We start from the raw sequence: 16,147 nt of genomic DNA on the forward strand, positions 1-16,147 counted from the left end.
AGGTTAGCCCTCTAGGCTTTCTAATTGAACGATTTCGCTTTTGTTAAGCACTTCTGACAAGTTGAGCATAATCAGTAAGCGCTCGTCTCCAATCTTGGCCACCCCATCCAAATACTTCGCCTTGATGCCGCCAACAACATCAGGAGGTGTATCAATAGAATCTCTGTTCAGATCTATAACATCATTTGCAGAGTCTACAATGAAGCCTACTTCCATTTCATTAACAGATACGATGATGATTCTTGTCTGATCGGTGTGTTCAGCCTCTTCGATGCCGAAACGGCCCCGTAAATCAATTACAGGAATAACAACACCACGTAAATTAATTACACCTTTGATAAATGAATAGGTCTTAGGTACACGAGTAATGGGCATCATGCGCTCAATAGTTTGTACCTTCTCAACTTCAATTCCATATTCCTCTACGCCTAATTTGAACACTATCACTTTAATATCTTCAGCCATGGAATGAACCTCCCTGTTCTATCCTAGTTATTTAATAAAAGCGTTGGGATCAATAATAAGTGCTACTTGACCATCACCAAGAATGGTTGCGCCAGATATTCCTTGTACATCAGGCAAATATTTACCCAGATTCTTAATCACAACCTCGTTCTGGCCAATAAAATCCTGTACTGCTAAGGCAACTAATCTTTCTCCCTTGCGCACAACTACGATTTCTGTTTCTTCTTCGGTACTCTCATCATAATCTGGTACTGAAAAGAGACGACTTAGCGAAACCAGAGGAATATGTGAATCACGGAATTCTACCATTTTATTGCCATGGATTGTACGGATCTGAGATTGCTTCACGATTCCGGTTTCCACTATAGAGGTCAAAGGAATGGCATACTTCTCAGAACCTAAACGGATAAGCATTGCAGCAATGATAGATAGAGTTAGAGGCAGTTGTACTGAGAAATTTGTTCCTTTACCTGGAGCAGAATAAATCGTTACATTGCCGCCCAAAGAAGAAATCTTAGATTTCACAACATCTAGCCCTACCCCGCGCCCTGAAACATCAGAAATGACCTCTGCTGTACTGAAGCCTGGGGCAAATAACAACTGAAAAGCTTCATCGTCCGACATACTGGCTGCCTGCTCTTGTGTTATAACACCCTTCTTCACAGCAGATTTCAGAACCTTCTCTGGATAAATCCCTGTTCCATCTTCTTCGATCTCAATGAAGACGTGATTACCACTGTGGAAAGCCCGCAAATAGACCGTTCCGGTCTCCGGCTTACCAGCAGCAACACGATCCGCAATGGATTCGATACCATGGTCAACTGCATTACGCAATAAATGCACCAGCGGATCCCCGATTTCGTCAATGACCGTTCGGTCTAGCTCAGTTTCTGCTCCTGTGATGATAAGATCTACTTTTTTGTCTAGTGACTTGGCTAGATCACGAATCATACGTGGGAATCGGTTAAATACTGTATCTACTGGAACCATCCGCAGCTTCATTACAATATTCTGGAGATCTCCGCTTACCCGGCCCATATGCTCAACCGTTTCTGTAAGATCACCATTTTGAACCTCAGAAGCCAGCTGTTCCAATCGGACACGGTCGATAAGAAGTTCACTGAATAAATTCATCAACACGTCCAAACGTTCAATATCTACACGAATGGTACGTGATGGTGCACCACCTGTTTTGTGAGCTGCCGGTTTGTTGCCCTCTTCTTTGGTTGGCAGGGGTTTAGCGGCAGAAGCCGCAGGTGCAGCTGCTGCTGGCGCCTCAGTAGTCGTGGCTGCCACTTCAGAGGCTGCTGCTGTTTCTTGACCTAGCTGTTGCAGAGAGTCTTGATCCAACGCTACTGCCGATACCTTATCAATCTCAGACAGATTTAGTATCATAGCCTGAATTTGATCAGCACTTTTTTGAGTTATGTAATATAGAGAGAAGCTTTGATCAAATTTCTCTTGTTCAATATCCTGAACGGATGGGAAGGATTTAACCACTTCACCTGAACGCTCCAAAAGATCAAACACCATATATGCACGTACTGCCTTAAGCTGACAATCCTTGCGAATGGTTACGTCCACATATAATACTTGATGTCCTTCTTGAATCGACTGTTCTAGAACAGAAAATTGAAACTCATCTAAATGAATCGGGGTTTCAACCGCTTGTGCAGCAGGTCCTGAGACAGAAGCTGCCTCACCACCCGCAACAGGAATCTCTCCCCGGACTATAGCCTGTAAGGAGGAGACGATAGACGAAACATCCGCTTTACCCTCGCCTCCTCCCGTAATATCCTCAACCATAGACTCCAAGGCATCCAAACTTTTGAACAACGTATCAAAAATGAAATCCTGCATGCGCAGTTTGTTGTTGCGTACCAAATCAAGAACATTTTCCATTTGGTGTGTGAGTGAAGCCAAATCTTCAAAGCCCATAGTTGCTGCCATACCTTTTAAGGTATGCGCAGAGCGGAATATTACCTGTACAATACTAATGTCCTCAGGATTCGCTTCCAGCCCCATCATGCTCTCGTTCAATGACTGCAGATGATCGTTCGACTCATCAATAAACATGGATAAATATTGGTTCATGTCCATCAGTGAGCACCTCCCCTTTGAGTTCGCTTTTCTGTTATTTAACAGCTTGCACCAGCCTTGGAGCAATTTCTTGCAAAGGCAGTACGTGCTGGACGCACTGTAATTCCACCGCAGATCGCGGCATTCCATATACGACACATGTTTCTTCGCTTTCAGCAAAGGTTGAGGTTACCCCAGAGTCGTATAAGGTTTTCATCATTCTTGCCCCATCACTACCCATCCCTGTCATTAGTAACAAATGACGTTCTAACGATGTGAGCGGCAGCAATGATTCAAATAAAACATCCACAGAAGGTCGATGGCCATTACGTGCCTCCTCCTTTGTGAGTACAACCACATATTGCCCTCTAGAGGATGGGACAACTTGTAAATGATAGCCTCCAGGTGCTATATAAGCAGTTCCTTTTTGCAATATCATCCCCTGCTCAGCTTCAATCACTTCTAGCGGGCTAAAGGTATTCAGTCGCTGGGCTAGTGATTTGGTAAAGTTAGGCGGCATATGCTGCACGATAACAATAGGCGCTGGAAAATCCGCAGGAATCTTCTCCAGAAATACCTTTAGAGCACGTGGTCCACCTGTAGAGCACCCCACGGCAACCAACTTTTGCAGATCATTACTCCCATACTTCCGGACCTGAGGATTTGCAGGAGCGTCAGAAGACACTTCCACTTTAGGTTTAGGCAACGGTTTTGGTGGGGTAGCGTTATTCTCTACTCTTGACCTTGCATTACTCTTTTCTGATAAAGGTGGTGGAGTAGAGATTAATGGTTTGGCTGCTCTTTTAGGAACAGTATGATCTAACGGCTGCTTCACCCGCGGTTTTTTGATCACTTCATTTTTGAGTGAAGCTTTAGGTTCTACCTTGGGTTTGCCGGGCATCACTCTCGGTACAGTTGGCGGTGCGACTTCTACTGGCGGTATGTCTGGCAACTTAAATGCAGAAGCACGTGCTTCGCGCTGCTCCCGGGCCATCATAGCCTCTTTCATTTGTTCCCTTAAGGATTCTCCCACTCCCATGATATCCTGAGAGTTGGTAATCGAAGGTTTACGAATAAAGTCAAAAGCGCCCCATTCCAGTGCAAGAATGGTTTCCTTCATACCCTCTTCATTGATCCCTGACAGCATAATCACTGGCAGAGGGTCTGAGGCCATTATTATTTTCAGCGCTTCCAGGCCGTTCATTTCTGGCATTTCTACATCCATAGTAACCAGATCTGGACGAAGCTCATTGATTTTTTCGATAGCCTCACGACCGTTTTTTGCTGTTGCCGTCACCTGAAAGTCAGCGTCATTTTCAATTAAATCGGAAATGATCTTGCGCATAAATGCCGAATCATCAACAACCAATACTTTATATGGCTTCATATCATTTCCACCTCTGTCCCAAATTCAGAACAACTATTTACTCCGCTTTAACCATTTATGGATAAAGCCTTTAATCCCTTGGACTTTTGTGCTCTTTTTAGAATCAATGGTCAAATAACTTAGGGCAAGCCGATGTATATCTTTTGCAGCAATACTGTTTGGAAAAGCCAATGTGAATGGCGTTTGCCTTTTGACAGCTTGCACTACATGGGCATCTGAGCTTATATGACCAAGATAAGAAATATCTAATTGCAAAAAACGACTGGCGGCCATTCGGATCTTGTCGCTTGTCGCTATGGCTTCCCTTTCATCACCTGCCTGGTTCACAATCAATTTAAAGGAAGTCTCAGGATAGGAACGATTCACAACCTTCATTAATGCGTATGCATCTGTGATAGCTGTTGGTTCTGGTGTAGTAACCACTAGGCAATCGTCGGCAGAAGTTATAAACTTCATCGTTTCCTTAGATAAACCAGCGCCTGTATCGAACAAAATAAAATCCATGCTGTCCGCGATAAGTGTTATCTGATTTGTGAAATAATCAAGATCAGACTCTGAAAGCGTGAATAGCTCATCCATTCCAGAGCCACCTGCTATAAAAGGGAGCGAATTCGGACCGTATTGAATAATCTGCTCGATATCCGCTTCTCTTTTTAACAAATGATAAAGATTATATCTCGCCGATACGCCCATCAACACGTCTATATTAGCCATGCCGATATCTGCATCGAACAGCAAAACCCGTTTGCCCATAGCCTTTAAAGTTAGAGCGAAGTTAAGTGTAAAATTCGACTTACCAACGCCCCCTTTACCACTACACACCGTAATGATCCTGGCGGATGATCCCCCTCTTACAGCTACTTTAGAATCCTGACTGGATACAAGCTGTCTTAAGGATTGTGCCTGATCCATCATGTTTCACCTGTTCCAAGAAGCAACTCACTCAGCTGTCCTTTGGTAGCCATAAGCAGGTCATCAGGAACATTTTGACCATCGGTCATATAAGACAAGGTAAGCGGGAAGTCATTCAGGACATTAAAGAGCGGGCCGTAACTCCCCGTCTCATCCAGCTTTGTGAAAATAACCTTATCCAGCCTATATCTGCCGAAATGCTCTGCAATAAGTTTCATATCACGGCTTTTCGAGGTCAAGCTAAGCACAAGATAAGTTTCACTTCTCAATTCCTTCGCAAGCAAGCTTTGCAGTTCGGCTACTAGCATATCATTACGATAATTTCGGCCAGCTGTATCCATTAATACTAGATCACAACTCTCCAAGCGAAAGAGTGCTCTTTGCAAATCTCCTGGCGATTGGACAACCTCCAATGGAACATTGAGAATAGCAGCGTAGGTTCGCAACTGTTCCACAGCTGAGATTCTATACGTATCGGAGGTGATAAAACCTACCTTGCGTCCGTGCTTAAATAGCTGTTCTGCCGCAAGCTTAGCTATGGTTGTGGTCTTTCCAACTCCAGTGGGTCCGGCAATATATACAATTTGAGTATCCCGGGCAATTCCATCAGCAATTCGTCCCGTCAGGAAACCATCAATCTGTTCTTTAAGAGATCCCATAAATTTCTCTGGTCCCCAAGTACGCCCTTCATCCACCCAACGTTCCGAGATGTTACTGATCCATTCCTCAACAAGCACAGCATCCATTTCTTGCTCTAATAAAAGATCCCGTAGCTCCTGCAGACTGTCTGGCAGTTCTCTTCCACCTGAGGATTGTCTGGCAATTCGCTCCATCCAGAGCTTCATATCTCTAATCTCACGAAGAACATCATTTTCGAGAGCAGTGGCAACCTCTGGCGATTGTTCTAATCCTAATGATTCATACAACGCTGATATAGAAGGTGCATCTTCCAGATTTAATTCAGGAAGTTTTTGCTCAGGTTCTGGCTCCGGATGCTTGGCTATCGATTCTTGTACATTGATAGCTTCCGATAAGGCTGCAGCAATCTCTGCAAACGTCCGTGACTCTTCTGGCTTTTCTAATGAAACAGAAGGTACGGAAGGTATAGAAGGTGTAGTGGAAGCAGATGAAGCTTTTTGATAAGCCTGTGGTACTGCACTCCGTGGAATGTTCATCGCTGGCGCAGCCGGCTTTTTTGGAACATTATTCTTCTCTGCCTTTTCTACTGCTGCTACAACTTCTATTTTTTTCTTCTTAAATAACCCTAAAAATCCGCCGATTTTGATTTCCTTTGTACTTAAAATGACGGCCTCGCTCCCAAGCTCGTTGCGAATGGAAAGCATGGCGTCAGGCATCGAATCGACCACGTAACGCTTCACTCTCATAAATTCACCACTCCGACGCTTTGTATTTCAATGTTAGGCTCTAGCTCGCTATAAGACAGTACAGGAATATCCTGCATCGTTCGTTCAATCACCTGCCGCAAATACATACGAATGGTTGGTGATGTGAGCACTATTGGCTGTTGCCCTGTCTGCAGCAATCGATTAATCTGTTCACTTAACCGCTGATAGATCGTTTGTGTCGAAGTTGGATCTAGTGCCAAATAACTTCCCTGTTCAGATTGCTGCACACTCTCGGAAATTTTCTTTTCAAGATTAGGCCCCACCGTGATGACTTTCAGCGTCTCTCCTACTTGTGAGAATTGCTGGGTAATCTGTCTGGACAAGGACTGACGAACATATTCAGTGAGAATATCAGGATCCTTGGTGTATGTCCCATAATCCGCCAATGTCTCAAAAATCGTAACCAAATCTCTGATCGATATTTTTTCACGAAGCAGCTTAGCAAGAACCTTCTGCACATCCCCAATCGCCAATACGGAAGGAATAAGATCGTCGACGAGCACTGGATAATTATCCCTAAGGTTGTCCACCAGCATCTTAGTTTCTTGTCTTCCTATCAGCTCATGTCCATGACGTTTGATTAACTCCGTCAGATGTGTTGCGACAACAGATGGAGGGTCTACTACAGTATAGCCGGACAATTCAGCCCGCTCTTTAACCGATTCATCAATCCATAATGCTGGAAGCCCAAAGGATGGTTCGATGGTCTCAATACCGTTTATAGATTCATCATCATATCCTGGACTCATTGCAAGGTAATGATTAAGTAATAATTCACCACCGCCAACTGTATTTCCTTTAATTTTTATGACATATTCATTCGGTTTTAGTTGAATATTGTCGCGAATGCGAATAACAGGTACTACAAGACCCATTTCTAGGGCACATTGCCGTCGAATCATGATGATACGATCTAGCAGATCGCCTCCCTGACCTGTATCCGCCAAAGGAATAAGACCATAACCAAACTCGAATTCAATGGGATCAACTGACAGCAAATTAATGACACTTTCCGGACTTCGTACCTCTTCAATCTGCTTCTCTTCAACAAGTTGCTCTTCGGCAATCTGTTTCTTATTTAAATTTTGTCCCATACGGTAGGCTGCAAAAGCCAGCAATCCGGCCAATGGGAGCGTTGTAATCATATGTATGGGTGTAAAGAGTCCAAGAAAAGCTACCGTAACTGCGACAATATACAACAATTTCGGATAGGACAACAACTGTCCTGTCAGCTCTTCTGCAAGATTACCTTCCGAAGAAGCTCTAGTAACAATCAAGCCGGCTGCTGTCGAAATAAGCAAAGCTGGAATTTGACTGACAAGACCGTCCCCGATGGTCAATACAGAATAAGTGGATAACGCAGTAGCAAAGTCCATCCCGTGAACCATCATACCGATAATAAATCCACCGATGAGATTGATCAGCAAGATGATAATACTCGCAATCGCGTCTCCTTTAACGAATTTACTTGCACCGTCCATGGCTCCGAAAAAATCCGCTTCGCGTTCTACGTTACGCCGGCGCTCACGTGCCTGGGTTTCGTTAATCATGCCTGCGTTAAGATCGGCATCAATACTCATTTGTTTACCGGGCATCGCATCCAAGGTAAATCTAGCGCCTACCTCAGCTACGCGCTCTGAACCTTTGGTAATAACAATAAACTGTACTACTACCAAAATCAGAAACACGATAAATCCAACCGCAATCTGTCCGCCAGCGATCCAGCTACCGAAAGTAGATACCACTGAACCGGCATCTCCGTAAGTCAGGATCAGTTTTGTAGTCGAGATGTTAAGTGACAGACGAAAAAGTGTGGTTACTAGGAGCAGTGAAGGAAAAATTGAAAATTCGAGTGCATTTTTCGTATTCATAGCAACCAGAATGATAATTAATGCGATTGAGATGTTAATAACAAGCAAAACGTCCAATAGCCAGGACGGGATAGGCAGAATCATCATAAGCACGATCCCGATGATGCCTAGCAAAACTGTTAAATCTTTAGCTTTCAATGTCCTAACCCCCCCGCCTTATCTCCTCTTACCTTTAAGCTTATATACATATGCCAGCACTTCAGCCACAGCCTGGAACAGATCATTTGGAACGACATCTCCAATCTCTGCCCTTTGGAATAATGCCCGTGCCAGCGGTTTGTTTTCCATAGTCACGACGCCGTGCTCTTTAGCCAGCTCCCGGATGCGAAGTGCTACATAATCCTGACCCTTTGCTATAATCTGCGGCGCTTCCATCTTGGTACCGTCATATTTAAGCGCAACAGCAAAGTGCGTAGGATTCGTAATGATTACATCCGCATTTGGAACTTCCTGCATCATACGCTGCATGGCCATTCTACGTTGGCGTTCCCTGATCTTACCTTTGATTAGAGGGTCACCCTCCATTTTTTTGTATTCATCCTTGATATCCTGCTTGGACATTTTCAGGCTTTTTTCATGCTCGTACTTCTGATACATGTAGTCCAGAAAAGCCATAGCCAATAGGGCAGCCCCGATTTTCAAACCAAGACTCATCGTCAGCTTGGCCGCAAATTTAAAAATCCCCTCCGCACTGATATGCGACAGGGATGCAAAGTTCTTCTTTTCTCCCCATAAAGTGCTATATACCAGATAAGCAATAATTAGAAGCTTAAATATGGATTTCAGGAACTCGACAAACGAACGCATGGAGAAAATATTTTTGAACCCTTTTATCGGATTAAGCTTGCTGAATTTAGGGGTGATCCCCTCTCCCGTGGTCATAAAGCCCACCTGCGCCAGATTGCTTACCAGCGCCATAACAAAAACTATTCCAAGTAATGGAGCTAGCAAAATCAGTATTTGTAGTCCATATTGATTAAATAGCAGCGTTATATTCTCAGGAGTAACCTCCAGTGTCATTTGATTCTGAAATACATCCATATATAGCTTCATGAAGCGTTCTTTCATAAAACCACCAAACATCATCAAGCTAACTACTGCTGATAACAATACAACTGCACCGGATAGCTCAGCACTTTTGGCTACTTGACCCTTTTTACGAGCATCTTGCCGTTTCTTCGGGGTTGCTTTTTCCGTCTTTTCACCGGCGAATTGTTGAAGATCCAGTCTATACCGCTTCGTCTTAGGCATAATACGCTCCCCTTACGGTCACCTACGGACTCTTCCCCATGAGATTCAATAAATTCTCCATGGATTCGAACATGATATCGAAGAGATTCTGAAACAGCACAGCCAGACCAGGCATCAGCACTAAAAGCAGTGCAAGACCTATAATGATTTTGAGCGGAACCCCAATAACAAATACATTATATTGCGGAGCCGTTCTCGCCAAGAAAGCAAGGCCAACATCAGTCAGAAACAGCGCAGTTACTAAAGGAGCCGACATTTGAAAAGCGAGTACAAAGGACTGAGCAAATGTTCGAACCAGAAACTCTGATAAACTACCGTCAATCATGCCTAGAAATAAATCGTTATTCATAGGAACCCATTTATAACTGTACACAATAGCATCTAGCAGATGGTGATGACCATTCATGCTCAGAAACATTAGCAGGGCTATCATATATTTGAAATTACCAAGAATTGGTGCAGACGTTCCAGTCATAGGATCGATAACATTAGCAATACCGAAGCCAATCTGAATATCAATAAATGAACCTGCTGTCTGAATCGCCATAAACATCAAATATCCAACGAAACCTAGCAATAATCCTATTAATACCTCTCTGGCAATCAGCAAAATATAACTGAAATCCTGCGGGATCGTAAGCCCTGTTCCGTTAGCACTAAAGACAACCAATGCTACAAAAAAAGAAATGCCAATCTTAAAGGTTGTCGGGACTCCTTGTGAAGAAAATACAGGAACGACAACAAAAAAAGCGGTTATTCGACAAAAAATAAGCAAAAAGACGGGTAAACTTTGCAGTATGGTCTCCATGTTCATTGATTAACCAATATACATATAGAGATTACCCAAAATTTGGCTTGTAAAGTCAATCAGCTTCGTGATGATCCACGGACCAAATAGCAATAAAGCCAATAGCACTGCGACGATTTTGGGAACAAACGCTAGCGTCTGTTCCTGAATCTGTGTCGTAGCCTGAAAAATACTGATTATTAGCCCTACCACCAGACCAAGAATCAGCATGGGTGCGCTGACTTCCAGCACTAAATATACGGCTTGGCTTGCTAGCCCGATTATAAACTCCGTACTCATCCCTCATGCCTCCTCTTTAGGTCAGGTGTTAAAACTAAGAAGTAGTGATTTAATGACTAAGTACCAGCCGTCTACCAGTACGAAGAGCATTATTTTAAAAGGTAATGAAATCATAACCGGGGGAAGCATCATCATCCCCATGGCCATCAGTGTGCTCGCCACAACAATATCAATAATCAGGAATGGTATGAAAATTAAGAAGCCCATTGTAAAAGCCTTTTTCAATTCGCCAATTGCAAAAGCTGGCACCATCACCGTCAGTGGAATATCACTGTATGTAGCCGGTTTAGTAGATCCGGTATAACCGGTGTATTTCATAAATAACAGAAGATCTTTGGTGTTCGTCTGTTTAAACATAAATTCTTTCATCGGATCAGCAGCTTTATCAAAAGCCTCAGTTTGTGTGATTGTCCCCTTCATATACGGCTGCAACGCATTTTCATTCACTGTGGCCAGCGTTGGTGACATAATGAACAGGGTCAGAAACAGAGCAAGTCCTACCAGCACCTGGTTTGGAGGCATAGCCTGAGTACCCAGCGAGGTTCTCACAAAGCCTAATACGATTACAATTCTAGTAAAGCTAGTCATAAGAACCAGAAACGCCGGAGCAATACTCAGAACCGTTACAAGAAGAAGAATTGATATGGAACTGGTACCACTGCTTGAACCTTCATTACCGACCTGAATATTAACATTAGGTATAGGATCAGCATGTATCGGCGTCATCATAACCACACTGATAATACCGAACAGCAGAATAGCAAGAATTAGCTTCTTTTTCATATATTCCTCGACTCATCCTTAGTAACATCATCCCGAAGCAGCTCTTCCATTTTCTCTTTACGCTCTGGTGCAGAACGAAGCTTGGATTGCAGAGTCTCGTAAAAAGATGATGTTTCACTAAGTTCAATTTCCTGAGATGGAACCTCCCCACGCAGCTTTACCTTTACCTTGGCAATAAGCGGTGCGAGGAAATTATTCTGGTTAGAGGACTGATCCTCAAATGCCGCAATGATCAATGCTACCTCATCCGGATCGGTGACTTTATCCAAAATGGATATATTTTCACCAATCCCGATTAAGTAAAGACTGCTTCCCAGTTCGATAACCTGCATCGACTTATTAGGTCCAAGCCCTATTGCACCAAGCGTTCTTATAGAACGGTTGCTCATAAAGGTCTGATTACGTCGTCCAAGAAAACGAATCAGTACCACTATAAGTACAATGATTATCGCCAGGACAATAATAACTTTAAACAAATTCAGCAGGGTGTTACTGCTTCCGAGCGTTTCGGAATATAACATGACTTTATCCTACACGCCCAACGTTTTGTTAATAGCTTCGATAACCCGGTCAGCTTGGAAAGGCTTCACTATAAAGTCTTTAGCTCCTGCTTGGATTGCATCGATAACCATAGCCTGCTGGCCCATGGCTGAACACATAATAACCTTTGCAGCCGGATCTACTTTTTTGATTTCTTTCAGGGCGGCGATTCCGTCCATCTCAGGCATAGTAATATCCATCGTGATGAGGTCCGGACGCAGTTCCTTGAATTTTTCTATCGCTTGAGAACCGTCCTGAGCTTCGCCCACTACTTCAAATCCGTTTTTCGACAAAATGTCACGGATCATCATTCTCATAAATGCTGCATCGTCCACGATTAGAATTCGGTTAGCCATTTTTACAAAATCCTCCCTAAGTATGCTTATTGTAATTTCTGAATTCGGTCCCACTGGCTGACGATATCCGTAACGCGTACGCCAAAGTTTTCGTCGATAACAACGACTTCACCTTTGGCAATAAGCTTGTTGTTAACCAAAATATCTACAGGCTCACCTGCGAGCTTGTCCAGCTCAATAATTGAGCCTTGTGACATTTCTAAAATATCTTTGATCTGCTTCTGGGTCCTTCCTAATTCTACGGTTACTCTAAGCGGTATGTCCATCAATAAATTTAAATTATTTTCATCAATATGACCAAAGGCCCCACCATTCAGATTTGCAAATTGCACAGGCTGTACATTTACATTGCGATTTGCCTCAGAATTAAGCGGTGGTGTCTGTCCATATGGCATCCCTTGCGGTGGCATACCGTATGGTGGCATCCCAGGCATTCCGTACGCTGGCATACCCGCTGGAGGATAATAATACCCGCCTTCTGGCATCCCTGGATACGCTGGCATACCCTGCGGTGGATATGGTGGTTGCGTTCCTCCTGCGGGCTGTGAGGGCGCCTGTTGCACCGGAGGTGCTGGAGGTGGTGTCTCCGCAGAATTAGTCATAGCAGGTGTTTCAGCCATTGTGACCGCTGCCTCCTCCTCTGCCGGACTAACATCACCAAGTAGCATGGATACCATATCTTTTGCGAACTGAACAGGCAAGAGCTGCATAATAGTAGAATCTATCAAATCACCAATTTTAAGCCGGAACGAAATACGAATTAGGGTTTCATCGTCTGGCAGACTGCCTACTCCTTCTCCGCTGGACATATTCAAAATGTCGATACCCGGAGGCGAGATATTAACAAAACGATTAAAAATCGTAGACATCGATGTAGCAGAAGAACCCATCATTTGATTCATAGCTTCTTGCACAGCGCTAATATGAATTTCATTCAACTCTTCATCCTTAGGTTCGCCGGCACCGCCAAGCATCAGATCGGCAATGACCTGTGCATCCCTAATCTTAATAACAAGTGAGTTAATCCCTTGAAACCCATCCACATATTGAACGTGAACAGCTACATGCGGTTTAGGAAAAGCAATTTCAAACTCCCCGCGTGTAATGATCGAAACTTGAGGGGTTGTAATATCTACTTTTTTCCCTAGTAAAGTGGAAAGTGCTGTTGCTGCACTGCCAAACGTTATATTACCAATTTCGCCCAAAGCATCCTGTTCAAACGGTGTTAGATAGTCATCTACCGTTTTCTCCGTAGGAGCTAATGAGCCCTCCGCAGATTGTCTCAGAAGGGCGTCGATTTCTTCTTGGGATAAATAATCTTTACTCGTCAAATTCTTCAACTCCTTCATTGACAATTTCGTCTATTTGCACGGCTACCCGATCTTTAACCATTCCGGGACTTCCGATGAACTTAAGCTTCTCCCCTACCTTAATTGACAGTCCAGAATCTACGTTTCTGTTGAGAGAAATCACGTCACCGACACTAAGCCCTAGGAATTCAGATATGGATAAGCTCGATTCTCCAAGTTCAGCAACAATCGGCAGCTTCGCTTTATGAACTCTAGCTCTAATGGCCAGTAGCTCATCTTCATCCCGCGTCTTCTTCTCTGTCACAAACCATTGGTGAACAGAAAGTCTGGACATGATAGGCTCTAGAACGACATGCGGTATACAAAGATTGATCATGCCTGTTGTATCTCCAATTTTGGTACTTAGAGAGATTAATGCAATGGTCTCATTGGGCGATACAATCTGCATGAACTGCGGGTTCGTCTCAAGAGCTTCCATCCGCGGATGAATATCCAGCACCGTTTTCCAAGCCTCCTGCAGACTCTCAAAACATCTACTAAAGATACGCTCCATAATCGTTGTTTCGATCTCAGTTAGAGCATTAATCTTAGAAGGTGCAGTTCCAAAGCCCCCAAGCAACCTGTCCAGCATAGCAAAAGCAATGTTTGGATGAACTTCCATTACCATGCGGCCCTCTAAAGGTTCAGCTTCAAAAATGTTCAATATCGTCATTTTCGGTATGGAGCGAATAAATTCATCATAAGGGAGCTGCTCTACTTGAACGACATTAATCTGAACGAAGGTGCGCAATTGGGCTGAAAAATACGTTGTAAGATAACGGGCGAAATTGTCATGTATCCGTGTAAGACTGCGGATATGATCTTTGGAAAAGCGGACAGCCCGTTTAAAGTCATAAGAGCGGATTTTCTTCTGAGTTTCTTCCTTTTTAAGTTCATCGGCGTCCATCTCACCTGAAGAAAGTGCAGCAAGCAGAGCATCAATTTCGTTTTGTGATAGTACATCAACCAATTCAATCACCCCCCTATCAAAGAATTATCAGGAATAAAGCTACACAGAAGCCAAAAGGAATTTGGTGATTTCGATCTGAGTAATTTGGCCCTCAGTCAATGTCTTATTGATCAGATTAATAAGCTTACTGCTAAGCTGATCTTTTCCATTCGCTCCATTAAGGTCCTCAGGTTTGGTATCTGCAAGCGTCTTGATAATTATTGGTTTGATTTTGATCTCTTTTATTTTTTCGAATTCTTCCTTTGATTTCGCAGAACTCAGTTGGAAGGCGAAATCTACTTGAAGGATAAAATCGGGATCAGCAAGATTTGTTTTGATATCAATGATCTCTGCCGTCAATTCGACGATTTCATCTGCAGTTAAATGTTTTGTTTCCACATTTTGAACAGCAGCACTTACCTCGTTCGTATCTTTCGGAAAGATCCTGTCCAATAGTAAAAATGCGGCGACCACGATCAGAGTAATCGCTAGTAATATCGTGATGAGCCACGGCATCATCTTTTTCATGTTAGCTCCTCCATTGACTGGATTTTAATGGTGGCAGCATATGTGCCTATGTCCCTGTTATAATCCCGGATCTTCGTAATAACCTCATCGGCTTTTTCGAGAACGATCAGTCTTTTTCCGGTTACGAGCGTAATGTATGTATCCGGGCTTTCTTCTACCATTTCGACCAGTAGGGCATTGATCCACATCGGTGTTCCATTTAATCTTGTTACCGATATCATAACAGGCCTCCTAACAAAATAGGGGGAGGAGTAACTCCCCCACGACTCCGCATGAACCATTTAAGAAAATATAGAATTTATTGATTAAATTAACGCTTCAGGTTTACTACTTCCTGCAGCACTTCATCAGAAGTTGTGATGATACGGGAATTCGCCTGGAATCCACGCTGTGATACGATCATTTCTGTAAATTCATTGGTAAGATCCACATTGGACATTTCCAGCTGTCCAGAGATGATTGCCCCGGTGCCATCTTCTGTATTGTTCGCTGTAGTCGGAACTAGTTCGCCTTCTGCATTCGCATTAAGTGTCATACGATACAGATTGCCTCCGATTTTCTCCAGACCAGATGGGTTAGTAACCTTGGCTACACCAATCTTCACCCCAGCTCCAGTCGTTCCATCTTCCATGGTCTGAACAATTGTTCCATCATTAGAGATAGAAAACGCCGTTACATCGTCACCTAATTGAATGATCCCACCGTCGGAATCTAAAACATGAAGTCCGTCAGCGGTAACAAGATTACGCGCAGCGTCAATGTGGAAATCTCCGGCGCGGGTCAAAAATGCAGTATCTTGATCCTCAGTAAGCTTAACCAGAAAAAAACCATCTCCATCGATACGTAAATCTGTTGGGTTGTTGGTGGTTTGAGCACTACCAGCCAAATGTAGGGTATCTATAGAAGCAATACTAACACCTAGTCCAACTTGTTTCGCATTTACCCCACCTTGACCATCCTCACCCGGTGCAGTAACACCAGAAACGGTTTGGCTCATAATATCCTTGAACATAACACGTCCGGATTTAAACCCGATAGTGTTGACGTTAGCAATATTATTACCGATTACATCAAGCTTAGTTTGAAAGCCTCTCATTCCTGAAACCCCTGAATACATTGATCTTAACATGTTTAATGTCCTCCCAGATTATAGAGTCCTAATAACTTTCCAAGTGAATTGGGAC

General features: G+C 43.5%; 17 protein-coding genes. All 17 read right to left on the reverse strand.

Annotated features, from left to right (window positions below):
* Positions 1 to 3: 3 nt before the first annotated feature.
* Positions 4 to 465 (reverse strand): chemotaxis protein CheW, encoded by a 462-nt coding sequence (locus tag NSQ66_RS18230; protein WP_036688501.1) that lies wholly within the window; start codon positions 463 to 465, stop codon positions 4 to 6.
* Positions 466 to 492: 27 nt separating this feature from the next.
* The gene (locus tag NSQ66_RS18235) at positions 493 to 2,565 is read right to left on the reverse strand and encodes a chemotaxis protein CheA (RefSeq protein ID WP_076140998.1); all 2,073 of its coding nucleotides are present in this window, start codon (positions 2,563 to 2,565) and stop codon (positions 493 to 495) included.
* A 34-nt stretch (positions 2,566 to 2,599) separates the two neighbouring features.
* A complete protein-coding gene (locus NSQ66_RS18240; RefSeq protein WP_076140999.1) occupies positions 2,600 to 3,931 on the reverse strand; it encodes a chemotaxis response regulator protein-glutamate methylesterase in 1,332 nt (443 codons plus the stop codon).
* 33 nt (positions 3,932 to 3,964) lie between these two features.
* Positions 3,965 to 4,846 carry a MinD/ParA family protein gene (locus tag NSQ66_RS18245; protein ID WP_036688505.1) on the reverse strand — a complete coding sequence of 294 codons (882 nt, stop codon included), beginning with the start codon at positions 4,844 to 4,846 and terminating at the stop codon, positions 3,965 to 3,967.
* A complete protein-coding gene (flhF, locus tag NSQ66_RS18250) occupies positions 4,843 to 6,228 on the reverse strand; it encodes a flagellar biosynthesis protein FlhF (RefSeq protein ID WP_036688507.1) in 1,386 nt (461 codons plus the stop codon). Before flhF ends, NSQ66_RS18245 begins: the two co-directional genes overlap by 4 nt.
* The gene (flhA, locus tag NSQ66_RS18255) at positions 6,225 to 8,258 is read right to left on the reverse strand and encodes a flagellar biosynthesis protein FlhA (RefSeq protein WP_036688509.1); all 2,034 of its coding nucleotides are present in this window, start codon (positions 8,256 to 8,258) and stop codon (positions 6,225 to 6,227) included. The genes flhF and flhA overlap by 4 nt, the downstream gene beginning before the upstream one ends.
* A gap of 18 nt (positions 8,259 to 8,276) precedes the next feature.
* Complete coding sequence (flhB, locus tag NSQ66_RS18260) at positions 8,277 to 9,371, reverse strand: flagellar biosynthesis protein FlhB (protein WP_036688512.1); 1,095 nt, start codon at positions 9,369 to 9,371, stop codon at positions 8,277 to 8,279.
* 22 nt (positions 9,372 to 9,393) lie between these two features.
* Complete coding sequence (gene fliR, locus NSQ66_RS18265; protein WP_036688514.1) at positions 9,394 to 10,179, reverse strand: flagellar biosynthetic protein FliR; 786 nt, start codon at positions 10,177 to 10,179, stop codon at positions 9,394 to 9,396.
* Between the two features lie 9 nt (positions 10,180 to 10,188).
* Complete coding sequence (gene fliQ, locus NSQ66_RS18270) at positions 10,189 to 10,458, reverse strand: flagellar biosynthesis protein FliQ (RefSeq protein ID WP_036688516.1); 270 nt, start codon at positions 10,456 to 10,458, stop codon at positions 10,189 to 10,191.
* Positions 10,459 to 10,479: 21 nt separating this feature from the next.
* Complete coding sequence (gene fliP / locus NSQ66_RS18275) at positions 10,480 to 11,241, reverse strand: flagellar type III secretion system pore protein FliP (protein WP_036688518.1); 762 nt, start codon at positions 11,239 to 11,241, stop codon at positions 10,480 to 10,482.
* Entirely contained in the window at positions 11,238 to 11,762 is a 525-nt protein-coding gene (locus NSQ66_RS18280; RefSeq protein ID WP_036688521.1) for a flagellar biosynthetic protein FliO, read from the reverse strand. Before NSQ66_RS18280 ends, fliP begins: the two co-directional genes overlap by 4 nt.
* Positions 11,763 to 11,771: 9 nt before the next feature.
* Positions 11,772 to 12,137, reverse strand: a complete 366-nt coding sequence (locus NSQ66_RS18285) for a response regulator (protein WP_036688523.1) — start codon at positions 12,135 to 12,137, stop codon at positions 11,772 to 11,774.
* A 26-nt stretch (positions 12,138 to 12,163) separates the two neighbouring features.
* Complete coding sequence (gene fliY / locus NSQ66_RS18290; RefSeq protein WP_036688526.1) at positions 12,164 to 13,468, reverse strand: flagellar motor switch phosphatase FliY; 1,305 nt, start codon at positions 13,466 to 13,468, stop codon at positions 12,164 to 12,166.
* Positions 13,458 to 14,456, reverse strand: coding sequence for a flagellar motor switch protein FliM (gene fliM, locus NSQ66_RS18295; protein ID WP_036688529.1), 999 nt, complete (start codon positions 14,454 to 14,456; stop codon positions 13,458 to 13,460). Before fliM ends, fliY begins: the two co-directional genes overlap by 11 nt.
* A 39-nt stretch (positions 14,457 to 14,495) precedes the next feature.
* Positions 14,496 to 14,963, reverse strand: a complete 468-nt coding sequence (locus NSQ66_RS18300; protein WP_036688532.1) for a flagellar basal body-associated FliL family protein — start codon at positions 14,961 to 14,963, stop codon at positions 14,496 to 14,498.
* The gene (locus NSQ66_RS18305) at positions 14,960 to 15,184 is read right to left on the reverse strand and encodes a flagellar FlbD family protein (protein WP_036688535.1); all 225 of its coding nucleotides are present in this window, start codon (positions 15,182 to 15,184) and stop codon (positions 14,960 to 14,962) included. Before NSQ66_RS18305 ends, NSQ66_RS18300 begins: the two co-directional genes overlap by 4 nt.
* Positions 15,185 to 15,273: 89 nt before the next feature.
* Positions 15,274 to 16,092 (reverse strand): flagellar basal body rod protein FlgG, encoded by an 819-nt coding sequence (gene flgG / locus NSQ66_RS18310; protein WP_036688538.1) that lies wholly within the window; start codon positions 16,090 to 16,092, stop codon positions 15,274 to 15,276.
* Positions 16,093 to 16,147 lie beyond the last annotated feature (55 nt).

This window comes from Paenibacillus sp. FSL H3-0329 (assembly GCF_037963285.1).
In the GTDB taxonomy this organism is placed as follows: Bacteria; Bacillota; Bacilli; order Paenibacillales; family Paenibacillaceae; genus Paenibacillus_AQ; species Paenibacillus_AQ odorifer.

Excerpts from the sequence above, each read along its gene's own strand:
- NSQ66_RS18230 (WP_036688501.1), bottom strand. The coding sequence starts at position 465 with ATGGCTGAAGATATTAAAGTGATAGTGTTCAAATTAGGCGTAGAGGAA.
- NSQ66_RS18235 (WP_076140998.1), bottom strand. The coding sequence starts at position 2,565 with ATGGACATGAACCAATATTTATCCATGTTTATTGATGAGTCGAACGAT.
- NSQ66_RS18280 (WP_036688521.1), bottom strand. The coding sequence starts at position 11,762 with ATGTTATATTCCGAAACGCTCGGAAGCAGTAACACCCTGCTGAATTTG.
- flgG (WP_036688538.1), bottom strand. The coding sequence starts at position 16,092 with ATGTTAAGATCAATGTATTCAGGGGTTTCAGGAATGAGAGGCTTTCAA.
- flhF (WP_036688507.1), bottom strand. The coding sequence starts at position 6,228 with ATGAGAGTGAAGCGTTACGTGGTCGATTCGATGCCTGACGCCATGCTT.
- NSQ66_RS18240 (WP_076140999.1), bottom strand. The coding sequence starts at position 3,931 with ATGAAGCCATATAAAGTATTGGTTGTTGATGATTCGGCATTTATGCGC.
- fliP (WP_036688518.1), bottom strand. The coding sequence starts at position 11,241 with ATGAAAAAGAAGCTAATTCTTGCTATTCTGCTGTTCGGTATTATCAGT.
- NSQ66_RS18305 (WP_036688535.1), bottom strand. The coding sequence starts at position 15,184 with ATGATATCGGTAACAAGATTAAATGGAACACCGATGTGGATCAATGCC.
- flhB (WP_036688512.1), bottom strand. The coding sequence starts at position 9,371 with ATGCCTAAGACGAAGCGGTATAGACTGGATCTTCAACAATTCGCCGGT.
- NSQ66_RS18300 (WP_036688532.1), bottom strand. The coding sequence starts at position 14,963 with ATGAAAAAGATGATGCCGTGGCTCATCACGATATTACTAGCGATTACT.
- fliQ (WP_036688516.1), bottom strand. The coding sequence starts at position 10,458 with ATGAGTACGGAGTTTATAATCGGGCTAGCAAGCCAAGCCGTATATTTA.
- NSQ66_RS18245 (WP_036688505.1), bottom strand. The coding sequence starts at position 4,846 with ATGATGGATCAGGCACAATCCTTAAGACAGCTTGTATCCAGTCAGGAT.
- fliR (WP_036688514.1), bottom strand. The coding sequence starts at position 10,179 with ATGGAGACCATACTGCAAAGTTTACCCGTCTTTTTGCTTATTTTTTGT.
- NSQ66_RS18285 (WP_036688523.1), bottom strand. The coding sequence starts at position 12,137 with ATGGCTAACCGAATTCTAATCGTGGACGATGCAGCATTTATGAGAATG.